Annotated in this window: 15 protein-coding genes; 13 read left to right on the top strand and 2 right to left on the bottom strand. The window is 70.5% G+C overall.

Features of this window, described 5'->3' with window-relative positions:
* Positions 1-64: 64 nt before the first annotated feature.
* The 3 genes from ABAZ39_RS02500 (at position 65) to ABAZ39_RS02490 (ending at position 2,744) form a co-directional block, all read left to right on the top strand.
* Complete coding sequence (locus ABAZ39_RS02500; RefSeq protein WP_038526409.1) at positions 65-1,177, top strand: AI-2E family transporter; 1,113 nt, start codon at positions 65-67, stop codon at positions 1,175-1,177.
* A 69-nt stretch (positions 1,178-1,246) separates the two neighbouring features.
* Complete coding sequence (locus tag ABAZ39_RS02495; protein WP_038526406.1) at positions 1,247-2,284, top strand: SPFH domain-containing protein; 1,038 nt, start codon at positions 1,247-1,249, stop codon at positions 2,282-2,284.
* A gap of 31 nt (positions 2,285-2,315) precedes the next feature.
* A complete protein-coding gene (locus ABAZ39_RS02490; RefSeq protein WP_038526403.1) occupies positions 2,316-2,744 on the top strand; it encodes an NfeD family protein in 429 nt (142 codons plus the stop codon).
* Between the two features lie 363 nt (positions 2,745-3,107).
* Here the strand turns inward: ABAZ39_RS02490 and ABAZ39_RS02485 are convergent, their stop codons facing one another.
* Positions 3,108-3,524, bottom strand: coding sequence for an HRDC domain-containing protein (locus ABAZ39_RS02485; protein WP_038526400.1), 417 nt, complete (start codon positions 3,522-3,524; stop codon positions 3,108-3,110).
* A gap of 202 nt (positions 3,525-3,726) precedes the next feature.
* On the opposite strand from ABAZ39_RS02485, the gene ABAZ39_RS02480 reads away from it, so the two are divergent.
* The 4 genes from ABAZ39_RS02480 (at position 3,727) to ABAZ39_RS02465 (ending at position 6,755) form a co-directional block, all read left to right on the top strand.
* Positions 3,727-4,713, top strand: a complete 987-nt coding sequence (locus ABAZ39_RS02480; RefSeq protein ID WP_144243449.1) for a hypothetical protein — start codon at positions 3,727-3,729, stop codon at positions 4,711-4,713.
* 145 nt (positions 4,714-4,858) lie between these two features.
* Entirely contained in the window at positions 4,859-5,176 is a 318-nt protein-coding gene (locus ABAZ39_RS02475; RefSeq protein ID WP_236778167.1) for an STAS domain-containing protein, read from the top strand.
* A 19-nt stretch (positions 5,177-5,195) separates the two neighbouring features.
* Positions 5,196-6,449 (top strand): PP2C family protein-serine/threonine phosphatase, encoded by a 1,254-nt coding sequence (locus tag ABAZ39_RS02470; RefSeq protein WP_038526395.1) that lies wholly within the window; start codon positions 5,196-5,198, stop codon positions 6,447-6,449.
* A gap of 93 nt (positions 6,450-6,542) precedes the next feature.
* Positions 6,543-6,755 (top strand): hypothetical protein, encoded by a 213-nt coding sequence (locus tag ABAZ39_RS02465; RefSeq protein WP_038526393.1) that lies wholly within the window; start codon positions 6,543-6,545, stop codon positions 6,753-6,755.
* Between the two features lie 58 nt (positions 6,756-6,813).
* Here ABAZ39_RS02465 and ABAZ39_RS02460 read toward each other — a convergent pair whose 3' ends face one another.
* Positions 6,814-7,284: a ferritin-like domain-containing protein gene (locus ABAZ39_RS02460; RefSeq protein WP_035675565.1), complete on the bottom strand. Its 471-nt coding sequence runs from the start codon at positions 7,282-7,284 to the stop codon at positions 6,814-6,816.
* Between the two features lie 646 nt (positions 7,285-7,930).
* Between ABAZ39_RS02460 and ABAZ39_RS02455 the strand changes: the two genes are divergently transcribed.
* From ABAZ39_RS02455 to ABAZ39_RS02430, 6 genes are all read left to right on the top strand, one after another.
* Positions 7,931-9,670 carry an ABC transporter permease gene (locus tag ABAZ39_RS02455; protein ID WP_443983709.1) on the top strand — a complete coding sequence of 580 codons (1,740 nt, stop codon included), beginning with the start codon at positions 7,931-7,933 and terminating at the stop codon, positions 9,668-9,670.
* 13 nt (positions 9,671-9,683) lie between these two features.
* Complete coding sequence (locus tag ABAZ39_RS02450; RefSeq protein ID WP_443983708.1) at positions 9,684-11,048, top strand: ABC transporter ATP-binding protein; 1,365 nt, start codon at positions 9,684-9,686, stop codon at positions 11,046-11,048.
* Positions 11,049-11,136: 88 nt separating this feature from the next.
* Positions 11,137-13,677: an ATP-dependent helicase HrpB gene (gene hrpB / locus ABAZ39_RS02445; RefSeq protein ID WP_038526387.1), complete on the top strand. Its 2,541-nt coding sequence runs from the start codon at positions 11,137-11,139 to the stop codon at positions 13,675-13,677.
* Positions 13,678-13,694: 17 nt separating this feature from the next.
* The gene (locus ABAZ39_RS02440) at positions 13,695-14,222 is read left to right on the top strand and encodes an SLOG cluster 4 domain-containing protein (RefSeq protein ID WP_038526384.1); all 528 of its coding nucleotides are present in this window, start codon (positions 13,695-13,697) and stop codon (positions 14,220-14,222) included.
* Between the two features lie 43 nt (positions 14,223-14,265).
* Positions 14,266-15,501, top strand: a complete 1,236-nt coding sequence (locus ABAZ39_RS02435) for an adenylate/guanylate cyclase domain-containing protein (protein ID WP_038530544.1) — start codon at positions 14,266-14,268, stop codon at positions 15,499-15,501.
* A 78-nt stretch (positions 15,502-15,579) separates the two neighbouring features.
* Entirely contained in the window at positions 15,580-17,061 is a 1,482-nt protein-coding gene (locus ABAZ39_RS02430; RefSeq protein ID WP_038526381.1) for a DUF2142 domain-containing protein, read from the top strand.

The raw sequence follows: 17,061 nt of genomic DNA, 5'->3' as shown, positions 1-17,061 counted from the left end.
TCGGGCGGGGGTCCGGCGCCGTCAAGCGCCCCCCGACCCGCTACTCCCGGAGTGCCTGCCCCCGATGAGCGACCGCACGATCGACCCGCCCCTGAGCCCGCCGCCGGAGCCGGTGACCGAGCCCCTGCCCCCGGCCCGGAACCCCCGCGACCCGGTGCGGGTGGCGGTGGTGGGGCTGTTCGTCATCGCGCTGCTGTTCACGCTCTATTTCGGGCGCGACGTGCTGCTGCCGATCATGCTGGCGCTGATCCTCAGCCTTCTGCTGCGCCCCTGCGTGCGCGGCCTCTACCGGCTCGGCCTGCCGGAGGCGCTGGGTGCGGCGGTGGTGGTGATCGTGGTGTTCGGCGCCGGGCTGGGGGCCATCTTCACGCTGGCGACCCCGGCCACCGAATGGGTCAACCGGATGCCCCGCGTGGTCCATGAGCTGGAGTTCAAGCTGGGCGATATCCGCGAGGGGATCGACCGTGCCCGCGAGGCCTCCCGCCAGATCGAGCAGATGGCCTCCGACCGTAACGGTGCGGCGCGGGAAGTGGTGGTGCGCGGCCCGTCGCTGGCCGAGCAGGTGCTGCATCAGGCGGAGGCGGTGATCGCCAACGTGGTGATCCTCCAAGTGCTGCTCTATTTCTTCCTGGCCCGCGGCCGGCAGAGCCTGGAGGCGCTGATCGGCACGATGCGCGACGTGGACGACCGCGTGCATTACGCCATGGTCGCCGCCACGGTGCAGCAGAACATCGCCGCCTATCTGGCGACCATCACGGTCATCAACATCGGGCTCGGCCTCGCGACGACGCTGGCGATGTGGCTGTGGGGGGTGCCCAACGCGGCGCTGTGGGGGACGCTGGCCGGGCTCATCAACTATGTCCCCTTCATCGGGCCGGCGGTGATGACGGCGGTGCTGTTCCTGGTCTCGGCGCTCACCTTCGACGGGGGGCTGCACATCTTCGGCCCGCCGCTGACCTTCGTGGCGCTGACGATGATGGAGGGCAACTTCCTGACCCCGATGATCGTCGGGCGGCGGCTGGCGCTGAACCCCATCGCGGTGTTCGTGTCCATCCTGTTCTGGGGCTGGATGTGGGGCATCCCCGGCGCGCTGCTGGCGGTGCCGATCCTGGCCATCCTGAAGATCCTGTTCGACGCGCACGAGCCGCTGAAGCCCATCGGCGCCCTGCTGGGCTGACGTTCCGGCCGCTGAAGCTCTGGCCGGGGCGGCCCTGCCGTGGCATGGTCCGAGAGAGGAAACGACCGGATGGGAGGTGGGGTGATGGTGGTCAGCGGCCTGACACTCTTCGTCATCGCGCTTCTGATCTTCGCGCTGGCGCTGGTTCTGCTGGGCGTGCGGACCGTGCCCCAGGGCCAGGAATGGACGGTGGAGCGGTTCGGCCGCTACACCCGCACGCTCCAGCCCGGCCTGCATCTGCTGCTGCCGCTGATCGACCGCATCGGGCGCAAGCAGAGCATGATGGAAACGGTGCTCGACGTGCCCTCGCAGGAGGTCATCACCCGCGACAACGCCATGGTCACGGCGGACGGCGTCGTCTTCTTCCAGGTGATCGACGCCGCCAAAGCCTCCTACGAGGTCAACAACCTGGAGCTGGCGATCCTCAACCTGACCATGACCAACACCCGCACGGTGATGGGCTCGATGGACCTGGACGAACTGCTGTCCCAGCGCGACCAGATCAACGCCCGCCTGCTCGGCGTGGTGGACGAAGCGACCAGCCCCTGGGGGGTCAAGGTGACGCGCATCGAGATCCGCGACATCCAGCCGCCGCGCGACCTCGTGGACAGCATGGCCCGCCAGATGAAGGCGGAGCGCGACCGCCGCGCCTCCATCCTGGAAGCGGAGGGCCAGCGCCAAGCGGCCATTCTGCGGGCGGAGGGCGCCAAGCAGGCCGCCATCCTCCAGGCCGAGGGCCGGCGCGAGGCCGCCTTCCGCGACGCCGAGGCGCGCGAGCGCTCCGCCCAGGCCGAAGCCGAGGCCACCCGGCTGGTCTCCGACGCCATCGCCGGGGGCAACGTCCAGGCCATCAACTACTTCGTCGCCCAGCGCTATGTGGACGCCCTGACCGCGGTGGCCGCCGCCCCGAACCAGAAGGTGCTGTTCATGCCGCTGGAGGCCGCCAACGTGATCGGCGCCATCGGCGGCATTGCGGAGATCGCCCGCGAAGCCTTCCCGAACCGCCCCCCGAATCCGCCGGCCGCCGCCCCGCCGCCGCAGCAGCGCGGCCCCTGGAATCGTGGCGAGCCGAACAGGCGCGATGCGCCGGTGCCGCCGGAGTCGTAGGATTGGGCGAAACCCCGAAAGCGGACCCGCGATGATCGAATTCTGGCACTGGTGGGTTCTGGCCGTGCTGCTGGGCGCGCTGGAAACGGTGGCGCCGGGAGCGGCCTTCCTCTGGCTGGGTGGCGCCGCCGCGTTGGTCGGCTTCGTGCTTCTGGCCTGGCCGTCCCTGCCGTGGGAGCATCAGGGGCTTCTGTTCGCCCTGCTCGCCATCGCCGCGCTGGTGGGAACCCGCTTCCTGTCCCGCGCGTCAGCGCATACGACGCACACGCCGCATCTGAACCGCCGGACGGCGCAATACATCGGGACGCTGCACACGCTGGACGGCCCCATCGTCAACGGGCGGGGCCGGGCGCAGATCGGCGACGGGCTTTGGACCGTCGAGGGGCCCGACCTCCCCGCCGGAACCCGTGTCCGCATCGTCGGCGCCGAGGGCACTCTGCTGAAGGTGGAGAAGGCCTAGGCGCCAGCCGAAGCGGCGCGTCGGGGCTTGGGCCAGATCATGTTGGATTTGTTCGGCGTGGCGCTCCAGACGCCGCGCCAGGGCGTCCAAGCTGCCGTCGCCGGTGGCCGCCGCGCGCTCCGCCGCCTGTCGGCTGAAGGCCTCCAGTTCCCGCGCCATCGCGCGGTAATCGGGAGCGCCGCCTCTCGATCCGGAAGTGCCGTCCATGGCCCCGCCATGCTGCATTGCCACAAATTACGAGGGTATGCTGGCACAGCGTGGACGCGTCTGGAATCGGGCTTACGGCGGGTCCGGCTTCTCTTTCGGCACAGCGGAATCGGCCGCCCGGCCCTTCAGCCTATGCTTTTCCGCAGAGCGGATTCGTCAGTCGATCAGCTCGTCCAGGGTCGCCCGGACGACCTGCACGATCTCCCCGCCATAGTGGCTGACATCCAAGTCACGCGCGCCGACGATGATGGACAGTTCGCGCTCCGTCGTGGGGGCGAAGCGGGCGATTTCCGGCACCAGTTCGTCTGCCAGGATGGCGTCGCGCGACACCCCTTCCCCGGCCGCCTTGCGGTCCCGCCAACCGGTGAGGGCGGCGTTGATCGCAGCCTCGATCTGGAGGGATTCCTCCTTGCGCTTCAGGTCCTTGTAAAGGACGAGGACACGCCAGCCGCCATCGGCGTAGGCGGTGTCGATGCGCTGCACCTCGACCGTGCGCAGGAAGGAGGAGAGGTGCCCCTGGGCCTCGTCCGCGCTCGCGTCGGGGATCGTGAAGGTGCGGATTTCGGTGCTCATCCTGTGCCTCGATGCGTGCCTCGCCTTTCGCGCGAGACTACACGAAAGCGCCCGTATCCGGCTACTCCGGCACGATCCGGACGGATGCCCCCTTCGTCATAGGAAAACATGGCGGCATACGGGACCCTGCTCCCTCCCGGACTGTTTGTGTCATCGGACACCGCGCGTCGCCGGGCGCAACGCTGGGAGGAGCAGAGGGACCATGACCGGGCCTGTTGAACCGCAAAGAAACCGGACGGACCAAACCGGCCCGCAAGCGAAGCCGCGGCGGTTGTGGATCACCCTTCTGGCGGTGATCCCCGCCCTGTTCGCGGCCGGGACGGCGGGGGCCTTCTGGACCGGCTACAGCCTCCACGACCGGCCCTTCGCCTGGTACAACAGCAACCGCATCGCCGCGACGGCGGAGCGGGCGGCGCGGAACCTGTCCCCGACCGTGGTGGTGGCGCTCGGCGACTCGGCGCTGCGCCACGCCACCCTGGACGAACCCGGCATGGCCGCGCTGGCGGCGAAGCACGGGATGGAAAGCCTGCATTTCCTGCGCATCGTTCATGACCACGCCCGGATCGAGGACTTCGAACCGCTGCTGGGCGACGTGCTGAAGCTCAAGCCGGCTCTGGTCCTTCTGGACGTGGACCTGCTGTTCGCCGAACGCGGCGACTTCGCCGGCCTGCGCCGCTACGGCTCGCACCTGACCGAGGTGGCGATGCTCGGTCGCTCCTACCTGCCCGACCAGAGCGCCCTGCAATACGCCAAGCCGTGCCACGCCGTCGGCCCGCAGGGCTGGACCGCCACCGCCGCCAGCCGTTGGGTTGAGGCCCGCGACGCCGCCGTCCAGATGAACGAGGGCTCGCCCGCTTTCGAACGGGTGCGCCGCTTCGCCGATCAGGCGCGTGCCGCCGGCGTCGGGATCGCCCTGTTGCTTCCACCCCGCCCGGCGGCGGTGGAGGAAAGGCTGTACGGCGCGGGCAACGGCTACCGGCCGGCCGCGCTCGACCGGCTGAGCGGGCAAGCCGACCTGCCGCTCTGGCGTTTCCCCGACTCGGCGCTTCCCAAGCCGGCCAAGGCGTCGGCCTTCTGCCGCAACGGCATGCTGGGGCCTGAGGGCCGCGATGCCTATTCGGCATGGCTCGTCGGCGGAATCGCCGAACGTCTGTCGCATCCACGGGTGGAGGAGGCCGCGCTGCAATGAAGTCCGCCCATTTCAGCCGGATAACGCCGCGCTGACACGGCAGCGTCATCAAAGTGCAATTCCCGAGGCCCTAGAATGCGCCCGCATCCTCGCCGGTCCGACCGACGGGGGATTGCGCCTCTCTTCGGCCACGGGTGAACCACAGATGAGCGCCGCCATGGATTTCTCCGTCCGCGAGGCCCCGGCCAGCACCGAAATCGTGCTGAGCGGGCGCATGACCTTTGCCGACCACGACACCTTCCGCGACGTCATCGCCACCTTCGAACGGCCGGCGGGGCACCGGGTGGTCTTCGACCTGTCGCGGCTCGACTTCGTCGACTCCTCCGGCCTCGGCATGTTCATCATCGCCCGCGACACCGCGCAGCGGCGCAATCTGGACTTCGCGATCCGCGGCGCCCGCGACGAGGTGCGGCGCCTGATCACGATCGCCAAGTTCCACACCATGTTCAACATCGCCGACTGACGCGGCGGGAACGGACGCGATGGGGCACGCCCGCACCATGACGGTACCGCCCGGCACGGACGACGCCGCTCCGCCGCGCCCCGCCCGCCCCGGCGCGTCGGTCTACGGGATGGAACTGGGCATCCCGCTCGGCGGCTGCCGGGTGCTGATCGCCGACGACAGCGCCTTCAACCGCCGGACGTTGACCCGCTTCCTGCAATGGGCCGGCATCACCCAGGTCGCCTTCGCCTCCTCCGCGGACGAGGTGATGGAGCGGCTGGAGAGCTTCGCGCCCGACCTGCTGCTGCTCGACGCGGCCATGCCGCGGATGGACGGCATCGGCGTCTGCCGCAGCCTGCGCGGCGACCCGCGCTGGCGCGACCTGCCGATCCTCATGCAGAGCGCGCTGCACTCCGACCAGATGAGGACGGTCTGCTTCAGCGCCGGGGCGACCGACCTGATCGCCAAGCCGATCAACCCCGGCGAGTGCATCGCCCGCGTGCGCTATCACCTGGAGCGCCGGTCCATGGTGCAGGAGCTGCGCGCCTTCCACGAGCGGGTGGAGCGCGACCTGCGGCAAGCCCGCGCCATGCAGCTCGCCCTGGTCCCGGAGCCGGCGGAGTTGGCCACCCTCGCCGAGCGGAACGGGCTGACGGTGGATTCGGTCTTCCGCGCGTCGGACGAGATCGGCGGCGACTTCTGGACGGCCTTCGCGTTCGACGGGACCCGCGTCGGGATCTTCGCCGCCGACCTGTCGGGCCACGGCATCGCCGCGGCGATCAACGCCTTCCGCCTGCACACGCTGCTCACCCGCACCCCGCCGGAGGAGTTGCGCGACCCCGCCGGCCTGCTGCGCCAACTGAACGGGCGGCTGTGCGAGATCCTGCCACTGGGCCAGTTCGCCACCGCCTTCTACGGGGTGATCGACCGCGCCGACGACACGCTGCTCTACGCCGCCGCCGCGTCGCCCAGCCCCCTCCTGGCGACCAACTTCGGCGTCCAGCCGCTGGACGCGTCCGGCCCGCTCCTCGGCGCCTTCCCGGACTCGGCCTACACGAACCGGCGCGTTCCACTGCGGCGCGGCGACAGCCTGTTCCTCTATTCCGACGGGCTGAGCGAAGCCCGGAACGCCGAGGGCGCCATGCTGGGCGAGGACGGCCTGCTCCGTCTGGCCGAGCGCGCGGCGGCGGACGCCCCCGAGCGCCCCCTGCCCGCCCTGATGGCCCACCACGCCGCACTTCATGGCGAACGGTTGAACGACGACGTGACCGCGCTCTGGATCACCCGCCGCTGACGCGCTGCAGCAATTTATCCATTGGCCCCATACCCTTATTCGAGTTATGGATATTGCTGCGTCGGGCGACGTGTAACAGGAGACGGAACGGATATGGCTTCGATCATGATCAAGAAGGCCGGCGAGGGCCTGATTTCCCAGGCTCACCGCAACGCCGACGTTGGCCCGACCAGCGGCAGCTCGGTCGTGTACGAGATTCTCAACGTGCCGGCGGGCGTGTCGGTGGACGACATCATCGCCGCCTTCAAGACCTTCAAGCCGGCGGACAAGAAGTACGAGTACGACTACGCCGACCTGTCCAAGTAAGGCGCTCGTTCGCCCTTCCCGCGGTTCCCGCAAGGGCGGAAACCGCGGGAAACGGCCTTTACCCCTTCTTGGGGAAGCGCTCGATCCAGCGCTCCAGTTCCGCCACATGCTCCGCCTCCTCCGAGGCGAACTCCTCGGCCATCATGCGGACCTCCGGGTCCGTGGTGGAGGCCGCCACGTCGGCGTAGAAGGCGTGCCCGCGCTTTTCGCTGTCGAGCGCCAGCTCCAGCGCGTACTCCACCGTCATCAGATAATGCGAGCCTTCCATGGAGGCCGCTTCCGGGCTCTCGTCGTCCGGCCACTGGAAGTCCTCGGGGGCGAGCACCGGCACGTCGCGGAAGGCGGAGCGCTTGCGGGCGTCCGCCAGATGCAGGCGCGAGAACTCGGCCATCTTGGCGAAGAAGGCCGCGACGTCCGCGTTGCCGTAGGTCTTCATGGCCTCCGACAGGTCGGCGAAACGGTTGGCGGCGTCCTCCTCCAGCGCGCAGGCGTGGGCGAGGAACAGGGCGGGGTCGTGAATGTTGGCCATAGGGTCCCGAGATCGTTAAGTCACAAATGGATTGTGGTTATTTGAACCATAACGCCTTGTTGCGAAAGGTTCTCGGATCGCTGGCCGGTTGCGGGCTTCTGCGACACTTTGACACGCCCTCGACGATCTGCATCCGGAGGCGCAGCCCTCGCTCCGACGGCGAAGGGCGGGCAACATGAAACCTCTGCAATGATCGCCAAGAAACGCCGCCGCGCGCTTGACCGGCTTCAATTCCAGGAATAGATCAGCACCAACGTCACCGCATGATTGGCGGGCGTCCGGACGCGCGGTCCGGTCCCGCGCCGAGAAAGCAAGAGATGGACAGCCACAGTCGTCGACCCCGACCAATCTTCGGTACTCTGCCGATCCTGGGCTGACCTTTTCGCAGGTTCGCCACGGCCGGCCGCGATGCCGACAGCCGCACAGGTGAACCATGGTGACGTCTTCCATCACCATTCCGATGCCGTTCCGCGCGCCTTTACCGCCGCCAGCGCCGGGCTGACCGCCATCCTCCCCCTTTGACGCCCGCCAGACGCCGCACGGCGTCGGGTGCCTGCACACGCCGATTGCGCATGCCCAACGCGACCGGACTCCGATCCGGCCGCAGGATGGAGGGGCCATGGTCTGGACCCAGACAAGCGTTTCCGTGAAAACGGCGACCGCCACGCCCAACCGCTGGGACCTCGTAGCCCTGCCGCTGGTCGTCGGCCTGCTCGCCCTGGCCGCCGTCGGCGGTCACCAGATGGCGGCACCGCTGGCGAGCCTCGACGCGCCGGCCGTCTCGCTCGACCCCTGGAACCTGCCGGACTATGCGCTGCGCTCGACGCTGCGCATGCTGGCGGCGATGGCGGCCTCGCTGCTCTTCACCTTCACCTACGCCACGCTGGCGGCGAAGAGCCACCGGGCCGGCATGGTGCTGATCCCGGTGCTGGACGTGCTCCAATCGGTGCCGGTGCTCGGCTACATTTCCTTCACCGTGGTCTTCTTCCTGTCGCTGTTCCCTGGCAGCGTGCTGGGCGCCGAATGCGCGGCGATCTTCGCCATCTTCACCAGCCAGGCCTGGAACATGACCTTCAGCGTCTACCAGTCGCTGCGCTCGGTGCCGCGCGACCTGGACGAGGCGGCGACCAGCTTCCGCTTCTCCGGCTGGCAGCGCTTCTGGCGGTTGGAGGCACCCTTCGCCATGCCGGGGCTGGTCTGGAACATGATGATGTCGATGTCCGGCGGCTGGTTCTTCGTCGTCGCGTCGGAGGCGATCACCGTCGGCGACCACACCGTCACGCTGCCCGGCATTGGCTCCTATTTGGCCGAGGCCATCGCGCAGAAGGACCTCGGCGCCGTCGGCTGGGCGGTGCTGGCGATGCTGGCGGTCATCCTGCTCTACGACCAGTTCCTGTTCCGCCCGCTGGTCGCCTGGGCCGACAAGTTCCGCTTCGAGCAGACCGGCGCGCAGGAGGCGCCCGAGTCCTGGGTGCTTCGGCTGTTCCAGCGCACCCGCGTCTGCCGCTCGCTGCTGGCGCCGGTCGAATCTCTGCTTGGCCGGGTAGGGTGGCTGCGCCTGTCACCCCTCTCCGCCCTGACTGACGCCCTGCCTCCGGCGCTGCGCCGCCGGGTCGCCGGCCCGCCCTCCCCCGCGCTCGAACGCACGCTCGACCGGGTGTGGTACGCGGTCGTCGCGGTGGCGGCGCTCGCCCTGGGCTGGACCATGTTGCGGTTCATCACCAGCGGCGCCGGCTGGGGCGACGTCGGGACCGTGCTGCTGCTCGGGGCGGCGACGCTGCTGCGCGTCATGGTGCTGATCGCCATCGCCTCGCTCGTCTGGGTGCCGCTCGGCGTGCTGATCGGGCTGCGCCCGCGCCTCGCCGAGGCGGTGCAGCCGCTGGCGCAGTTCCTGGCCGCCTTTCCGGCCAACCTGCTGTTCCCGGTCGCCGTCGTCACCATCCTGCGCTTCGACCTGAACCCGGACGTCTGGCTCAGCCCGCTGATGATCCTGGGCACGCAGTGGTACATCCTGTTCAACGTCGTCGCCGGGACCGCCGCCTTCCCCAGCGACCTCAAGGAGGCGGCCTCCAGCTTCCGCATCCGCGGCTGGCAGTGGTGGCGCGACGTCATGCTGCCCGGCGTCTTCCCCTACTACCTGACCGGCGCCGTGACCGCGGCGGGAGGCTCGTGGAACGCCAGCATCGTCGCCGAGGCGGTGCGCTGGGGCGACGCCGAGGTCACCGCGCACGGGCTGGGCAGCTACATCGCCCAGGCAACCGCCGCCGGGGACTACCCGCGCATCGTGCTCGGCATCGCCGTGATGTCCCTGTTCGTCACCCTGCTCAACCGGCTGCTCTGGCGTCCGCTCTACGGCTACGCCGAACGCCGCCTGCGCCTTGCCTGACAGAGGCCGTACCATGATGACGCAGACCATGATGACGCAAATCACGATGACCCAGCCCACGGCGACGCAAACCACCGCCCTCTTCGAACTCCACGGCGTCCGGCAGGCCTACCGCAAGCCGTCCGGCCAGCAGTATGTCGTGCTCGACGGTGTGGACCTGACGCTGCGCGACGGCGAGATCGTCGGGCTGCTCGGCCGCTCCGGCTCGGGCAAGTCCACGCTGCTGCGCATCGTCGCCGGGCTGGCCCAGCCGACCTCCGGGCAAGTCCTGCACCACGGCGCGCCGGTGGCCGGGCCGACCGACGGGGTGGCGATGGTGTTCCAGTCCTTCGCGCTGTTCCCCTGGCTGACCGTCGAGGAGAATGTGCTGGCCGGGCTGAAGGCGCTGCGCGTTCCCGCGAACGAGGCGGCGGCGCGCGCCGAGGAGGCCATCGACCTGATCGGCCTGTCGGGCTTCGAGAGCGCCTATCCCAAGGAGCTGTCCGGCGGGATGCGCCAGCGCGTCGGCTTCGCCCGCGCGCTGGTGGTTCATCCGGAAATCCTGCTGATGGACGAGCCTTTCTCGGCGCTCGACGTGCTGACAGCGGAGACGCTGCGCACCGACCTGCTCGACCTGTGGATGGAGCGCAAGCTGCCGACCCGGTCGATCCTGATGGTCACCCACAACATCGAGGAGGCGGTGCTGATGTGCGACCGCATCCTCGTCTTTGCCTCCAACCCGGGCCGCGTCGCGGCGGAGATCCGGGTGGACATCCCGCACCCGCGCAACCGGCTGGCCCCGGACTTCCGCGATCTGGTCGACGACATCTACGGCCGGATGACCGCGCGCAAGCCGCTGAGCGCCCCGGCGGCGGCACCGGGGACAACGGCCGGGCGCCCGCGGCCGGTCTATGCCGAGCCGCTCCAGCACGTCTCGACGAACCTGCTGTCCGGCCTGATGGAGACGCTGGCCGCCCCGCCCTACCAGGGCAAGGCGGACCTGCCGCACCTCGCGGCGGCGCTGCGGCACGAGATCGACGACCTCTTCCCCATCGCCGAGACGCTCCAGATGCTCGGATTCGCCGAGGTGGCGGAGGGCGACATCCGGCTGACCGAACCGGGCCACCTGTTCGCCGAGGCCGGGATGGACGACCGCAAGGCGCTGTTCGCCGAGCATCTGGTCCATTTCGTGCCGCTCGCCGCGCACATCGACGCCGCCCTGGCGGAGCGCCCCGACCACCGCGTTCCCTACGCCCCGTTCGCCCGCGAGCTGGAAGCCTTCATGAGCGAGGACTACGCCGAGGAGACACTGAACGCCGTCACCGGCTGGGCCCGCTACGCCGAGCTGTTCACCCACGACACCGAGGCCGGGGTCTTCTGCCGGGAGGAGACCGAATAGCCGCCAACGCCCGGCGGAAGGCTTGACCGGGGCGCCCGCCGCTGCCAGGAACACGGGCGGCGCCCCTCTCCACCGGTTCACAGAACTCATGAGCATCCCGCCCCTTCCCATCGATCCCGTGCTTCCCGAGCTGCTGGCCGCGCTGGACGGACGCGGCGTGGCGGTGCTCCAGGCGCCGCCGGGGGCGGGCAAGACCACCCGCGTGCCGCTGGCCCTGCTCGACCGGCCCTGGCTGGCCGGGCGCAAGGTGATCGTGCTGGAGCCGCGGCGCTTGGCCGCCCGCGCCGCCGCCCGCCGCATGGCCGCGATGCTGGGGGAAAGCGTCGGCGAGACGGTCGGCTACCGCGTGCGGCTGGACACCAAAGTTGGGCCGAAGACCCGGATCGAGGTGGTGACCGACGGCCTGTTCCTGCGCCAGCTGCAGGAGGATCCCGAACTGCCGACGGTGGGCGCCGTGCTGTTCGACGAGTTCCACGAGCGCGGCATCGACAGCGATCTGGCGCTGGCCCTGGTGCAGGAGGCGCGCGGCGCGCTGCGCGACGACCTGCGGCTGGTGGTGATGTCGGCGACGCTGGACGGCGCGCCCGTCGCCGCCCTGTTGGGCGACGCCCCGATGGTGACCAGCGAGGGCCGCGCCTTCCCGGTGGAGACCCGCCACCTCGACGCCCCCGGCACCAACACCCGTATTGAAGACGCCGTGGCCGCCGCCGTCCGCCGCGCCCTGCGCGAGGAGAGCGGCAACGCGCTGGTCTTCCTGCCCGGCGCCGGGGAGATCCGGCGGGTGCAGAGCCTTCTGGAGAGCGGGGACCTCGGCCCCGGCACGGTGATCGCCCCGCTCTACGGCGACCTGACGGCGGACGCCCAGGACCGCGCCATCGCCCCCAGCCCGCCGGGCACGCGCAAGATCGTGCTCGCCACCCCCATCGCCGAGACCAGCCTGACCATCGAGGGCATCCGCATCGTCGTGGACGGCGGGCTGATGCGCGTCCCCCGCTTCGACCCGCGCAGCGGCATGACGCGGCTGGTCACCGCCAAGGTCTCCCAGGCGTCGGCGGAGCAGCGGCGGGGCCGCGCCGGCCGGCTGGAGCCCGGCGTCTGCTACCGCCTTTGGCCGGAGCCGTCGCACAAGGCGCTGGCCCCCTTCACCCCGCCCGAGATCATGGACGCCGATCTCGCCCCGCTGGCGTTGGAGCTGGCGGTGTGGGGAGTCGCCGACCCGGCGTCGCTGGCGTGGCTCGACCCGCCGCCCGCCGCCGCCATGGCCCAGGCGCGGGAGCTGCTGCGCGAGCTGGGGGCGCTGGACGCCGGCGGCGGCATCACCGCCCACGGCCGCCGCATGGCCGGCTTCGGCGTGCATCCTCGGCTGGCCCACATGATGCTGAAGGGCAAGGCGATGGGGCTGGGCGCGCTCGCTTGCGAGGTCGCCGCCCTGCTCGGCGAGCGCGACATTGTCCGCGCCCAGCCGGGCTTCCGCGACGCCGATCTGCGGCTGCGCGTGGAGTTGCTGCGCGGGCTCGACGATGAGGGCCGGGTGCGCGGCGCCGGGCGTGGCCTGACCGTGGAGCGCGGCGGCGCCCAGCAGGCGTTGAAGCAGGCCCGGAACTGGAAGCGGCAGTTGGGCGTGAAGGGCAATGGTGGCGACCTGGGCGCCACCGGCCTGCTGGTCGCCCTGGCCTACCCCGACCGCATCGGCCAGCGCCGTCCCGGCGGAAACACAGGTGGAGCCGCCGCCCAGTACCGGCTGTCCAACGGGCGCGGCGCCTATTTCCAGGACGCCGAGCCGCTGAGCGCCGAGGACTGGCTGGCCGTTGCCGACCTGGACGGGGCCGCCCGCGAATCGCGCATCTTCCTGGCCGCCCCGCTCACCCTGGCCGAGCTGGAGGAGGCCTTCGCCGAGCACATCCGCAGCGAGACCCTAGTCGCCTGGGACGGGCGTGAGCAGACGGTGCTGGCACGCCGCCGCCGCATGCTGTTCGCCCTGGCGCTGGAGGACAAGCGCCTGCCCAACCCGCCCGCCGAGGCCATCGCCGCCGCCATGCTGGAGGGCATCCGGGAGATGGGGCTGACCGCCCTGCCCTGGACCGACGAGTTGCGCAAGTGGCAGACGCGCGTCCTGTTCCTGCGCCGCCGGGAGGGCGAGGAGTGGCCGGACGTCTCCGACGCCGCCCTGCTGGAGACGATGAAGGACTGGCTAGCGCCCTTCCTGAACGGCGCCGCGCGCCGCGCGCATCTCGACCGGGTGGAGCTGGGCAACGCGCTGCGTGGGTTGCTGCCCTGGGCGATGCAGCAGCGGCTGGACAAGGAGGCGCCGACCCATGTCGAGGTGCCCAGCGGTTCCCGCATCCCCATCGATTACAGCGGGGACGAGCCGGTGCTGGCCGTCCGGCTGCAGGAGATGTTCGGGCTGGCCGAGACGCCGCGCATCGCCGGCGGCCGGGTGCCGCTGCTGCTGCATCTGCTGTCCCCGGCCCGCCGCCCGGTGCAGGTGACCCGCGACCTCGCCAGCTTCTGGGCCAACGCCTACAAGGCGGTGAAGGCCGACCTCAAAGGGCAGTATCCCAAGCATTATTGGCCCGACAACCCGCTGGAGGCCGAACCCACGGCGCGGGCGAAACCACGCGGACGGTAACAGGGAGGCGGAAGAGCATGGCGATCATCGGGGTGATGGGGTCGGGGCAGGAGGAATGGGCGGACTACGCGGAGCCGCTCGGCGCGTGGATCGCCGAGGCCGGGCACGACCTGCTGACCGGCGGCGGCGGCGGGGTGATGCGGTCGGCCGCGCGGGCCTTCCACGGCACGCCGGGGCGCCGGGGCCGCTCCATCGGCATCCTGCCGTCCGAGCCCGACCCGGTCCGCGGCCATGCGCCCCTGCCCGGCTACCCCAACCCCTACATCGACCTGCCCATCCTGACGCCCTTCGCGCGCAAGCCGGCCGGCGCGCCGCCGACGGAGCTGAGCCGCAACCACATCAACATCCTGACCAGCGACGTGATCGTCGTCCTGCCGGGCCGCCACGGGACGCTCGACGAGGTCCGGCTGGCCCTGCGCTTCGGAAAGCCGATGATCGGTTTCGGACCGGAGCTTGACTTTCGGGCCATGCCCGCCGAATTGCGGACAACCGGCGACTTCGGAACGGTCACGGCCTTCATCGCGGACGCCCTGTCCCGCCGCTGACCCTCCGTTCCCGAAGGGCGCCACCTGTGGCAGGATGGCGGGCATGGATGCGCAAGGGATTCTCGACCTCAGCCGCTGGATCGCGGAGGCCGGGCTGCGGGGGGTGCCGGAGACGGACCTCATCGGCGGCTTCTGCGAACGGCTGGTCGCGGCGGGCGTGCCGCTGACCCGGACGGTGGTCGGGGCGGACACGCTGCACCCGACCATCGCCGGCCATGTCGTCACCTGGGACAGCAGCGGGCGCAACGCCGCCGAGGTGCGCCGGACCGAGTATGGCGGCGACGGCAGCGATCCCGACATCGACGAGAAATGGCTGCGCAGCCCCTTCCACCGGCTCTACACCTCCGGCGAGACGATGCTGCGCCTGCGGCTGACCGACGGCACGGAGGGCGGCGAGTTCCCGATCGTCGACGAGCTCCGGGCGCAGGGCGCCACCGACTACATGGCCATCGTCAACCGCCTGGGCCCCCGCGCCGCCATCGGCGAGCTGGACTGTATCTTCTCCTCCTGGGTGTCGCACCATCCCGACGGCTTCAGCGACGCCCAGCGCGACGCCCTGCTCACCCTCACCGGCAGTCTGGCGCTGGCGCTGCGCGGCCACGCCATGGCGCACATCGCCAACACGCTGGCCGAGACCTATCTGGGACGGGACGCCGGCCACCGGGTGCTGCGCGGCCACATCCGCCGCGGTGTCGCGGAGGAGCTGGACGCCGTGCTGTGGTTCAGCGACCTCCAGGGCTTCACCCGCATCACCGACACCGCGGCCCCGGAAACCATCCTGCCGCTGCTAAACGACTACGCGGAACTGGTGGTGACGGCCATCCACCGGCACCGCGGGCAGGTGCTGAAATTCATCGGTGACGGCATCCTGGCGGTCTTCGACCGTTCCAGCGCCGAGGACGCCTGCCGCGCCGCCCTCGACGCGGCGGAGGAAGCGCGGGAGCGCTGCAAGGAGCTGAACGCCCGCCGCTCCGCCGCCGGGCTGCCGGTGACGCGCTTCTATCTGGGGCTGCACCAGGGAAAGGTGTTCTACGGCAACATCGGCGGGGTGGACCGGCTGGACTTCACCGTGGTCGGCCCGGCGGTGAACGAGGCCAGCCGCATCGCCGCCATGTGCCGGTCGCTCGACCAGGACATCCTGCTGTCCTCCGCCTTCACCGAGTCCGCTCCGGAATGCCGGGAGCGGCTGATCTCGGTCGGGCGTTACCTACTGCGCGGGGTGGGGCGCCCGCAGGAGCTGTACACGCTGGACCCGGAGGCGGGGCAAGCGAACCGTTGAGCGTCAGACCCATCTTGAAGACCACGGGTCAGCTGTATATCCGTTCCGGGTTGTCGGTTCGCCCGGAAAGCCCACGCCATGAGTCTCGTCCACCGCGCCGGTCGGCACGTCGTGCCGCTGTTCGTCGGCCTCGCCCTGCTGTTCGGCGGCCTTCTCATCCTGACCGTGCCGCCCTTCGGTGGATCGGACGAGCTGTATCATTGGTTTCGCATCCAGCAGATCGCCGACGGGACGCTGCTGGCCGAGCGGCGCGGCGACAACGATTGGGGAGGGCCGGTCGACGCCGCTGCGGTCGCGTTCGACCTCGCCCTGTTCGGGGAAATCGCCATCGACAAGACTCCCCTGTCCGCCGCCGAAGTCGCCCGGCTGGCGGCGGAACTGGACCGGCAACCGGCCGCGACGGTCGATCTCGGCTTTGCCAGCACCGCCAGCTTTCCTCCGCTGGCCTATGCCCCGTCGAGCGCCGGGCTTTGGCTGGCTCGGGCACTCGGCGGCGATCCGCTCGCTCAGTTCCTGGCGGCCCGCGCGGGGAATCTGCTGGCTTACGGAATGACCATGGGCGCGGTGATTGGGCTGCTTCCCGCCGGGCGCCTCGCCCTGACCGCGCTGGCCCTGTCGCCGGTCGCGCTTCACCAAGCGGCGTCGCTGAGCGCGGATCCGCTCAATTTGACCATTCCGCTCCTGCTCGCCGCCGCGCTGTGGTCGACACGGCGCGCGGCCGGCCCGATCTCCATTGGCAGGAGGACGGGAATCGCCGTTCTGTGCATGGCTCTGGCTGGCCTGAAGCCGTTGTCCCCCATTTTTGCGCTGCTTCTGATCCTGCTGCCGGGCGACCACATGGGCGGAGCCCGGAACAAGGCGCTTTACGGTGGGCTTCTGGCGGCCGTGACGGTCGCTCTCAGCATCGCTTGGCAAGCGGCCCATCCCTTCCAGCCCGGCCTGTTCTGGGGGATCAGCACGGATCGTCCCACGGCGGTGCTCGCCGCCCTTGCCGCGGCTCCGGCGCACGCGCTCGGCGTGGCCTGGAGCAGCCTCGCCTCGCTGTCCGTCATCCTGCCGATGGACGGGTATTTCCGGATCGGTGGCCACGCGGCCCCCTACGTTTTCCCGCCGGGCCTGTCGCTGCCGCCAATGACGGTCGCCGATGCCGAAACGGCCATGGCCGGCGGACGGGCGTTGGTCCTGTTGATTCCGGCCCTCTCCGTCTGGAGCGCTCTCGTCATCCTGGCCGCCCTCGACGGGCGCGAGGCTCCCGACCGGCGCGGGGCCGGGGTGCTGGGGACGGTCGCCCTGCTGTTCAGCGCCCTGCTGTTCGCCGCCTTCTGGCTGGCTTACACGCCGATCGCCTCGCCGATGATCCTGGGATTGCAGGGACGCTACTTCCTGCTGCCGGCAGCCCTGGCGTTGATGGCCGTGTCCATCGCCTCACGCCCGCGAGCCGGATGGGCGGTCACGCTTCGCGGAGCGCTGTTCGGCGCTCTGCTGGCCGCGAACGCGGCGGTGATCCTCTGGTCGGCGGCCTATTACCACACGCTGTGGGATTGGACGGCGCTCCTCTAG

Origin of the sequence: Azospirillum argentinense, from assembly GCF_000632475.1 — a bacterium.
GTDB classification, from domain to species: domain Bacteria; phylum Pseudomonadota; class Alphaproteobacteria; order Azospirillales; family Azospirillaceae; genus Azospirillum; species Azospirillum baldaniorum.
Note: the sequence above shows the minus strand (reverse complement) of the source record. Positions and strands in the feature narration are given on the sequence as shown.

Coding starts and splice junctions, on each gene's coding strand:
- ABAZ39_RS02500 (WP_038526409.1), top strand. CDS start 65: ATGAGCGACCGCACGATCGACCCGCCCCTGAGCCCGCCGCCGGAGCCG.
- ABAZ39_RS02495 (WP_038526406.1), top strand. CDS start 1,247: ATGGGAGGTGGGGTGATGGTGGTCAGCGGCCTGACACTCTTCGTCATC.
- ABAZ39_RS02490 (WP_038526403.1), top strand. CDS start 2,316: ATGATCGAATTCTGGCACTGGTGGGTTCTGGCCGTGCTGCTGGGCGCG.
- ABAZ39_RS02485 (WP_038526400.1), bottom strand. CDS start 3,524: ATGAGCACCGAAATCCGCACCTTCACGATCCCCGACGCGAGCGCGGAC.
- ABAZ39_RS02480 (WP_144243449.1), top strand. CDS start 3,727: ATGACCGGGCCTGTTGAACCGCAAAGAAACCGGACGGACCAAACCGGC.
- ABAZ39_RS02475 (WP_236778167.1), top strand. CDS start 4,859: ATGAGCGCCGCCATGGATTTCTCCGTCCGCGAGGCCCCGGCCAGCACC.
- ABAZ39_RS02470 (WP_038526395.1), top strand. CDS start 5,196: ATGGGGCACGCCCGCACCATGACGGTACCGCCCGGCACGGACGACGCC.
- ABAZ39_RS02465 (WP_038526393.1), top strand. CDS start 6,543: ATGGCTTCGATCATGATCAAGAAGGCCGGCGAGGGCCTGATTTCCCAG.
- ABAZ39_RS02460 (WP_035675565.1), bottom strand. CDS start 7,284: ATGGCCAACATTCACGACCCCGCCCTGTTCCTCGCCCACGCCTGCGCG.
- ABAZ39_RS02450 (WP_443983708.1), top strand. CDS start 9,684: ATGATGACGCAGACCATGATGACGCAAATCACGATGACCCAGCCCACG.
- hrpB (WP_038526387.1), top strand. CDS start 11,137: ATGAGCATCCCGCCCCTTCCCATCGATCCCGTGCTTCCCGAGCTGCTG.
- ABAZ39_RS02440 (WP_038526384.1), top strand. CDS start 13,695: ATGGCGATCATCGGGGTGATGGGGTCGGGGCAGGAGGAATGGGCGGAC.
- ABAZ39_RS02435 (WP_038530544.1), top strand. CDS start 14,266: ATGGATGCGCAAGGGATTCTCGACCTCAGCCGCTGGATCGCGGAGGCC.
- ABAZ39_RS02430 (WP_038526381.1), top strand. CDS start 15,580: ATGAGTCTCGTCCACCGCGCCGGTCGGCACGTCGTGCCGCTGTTCGTC.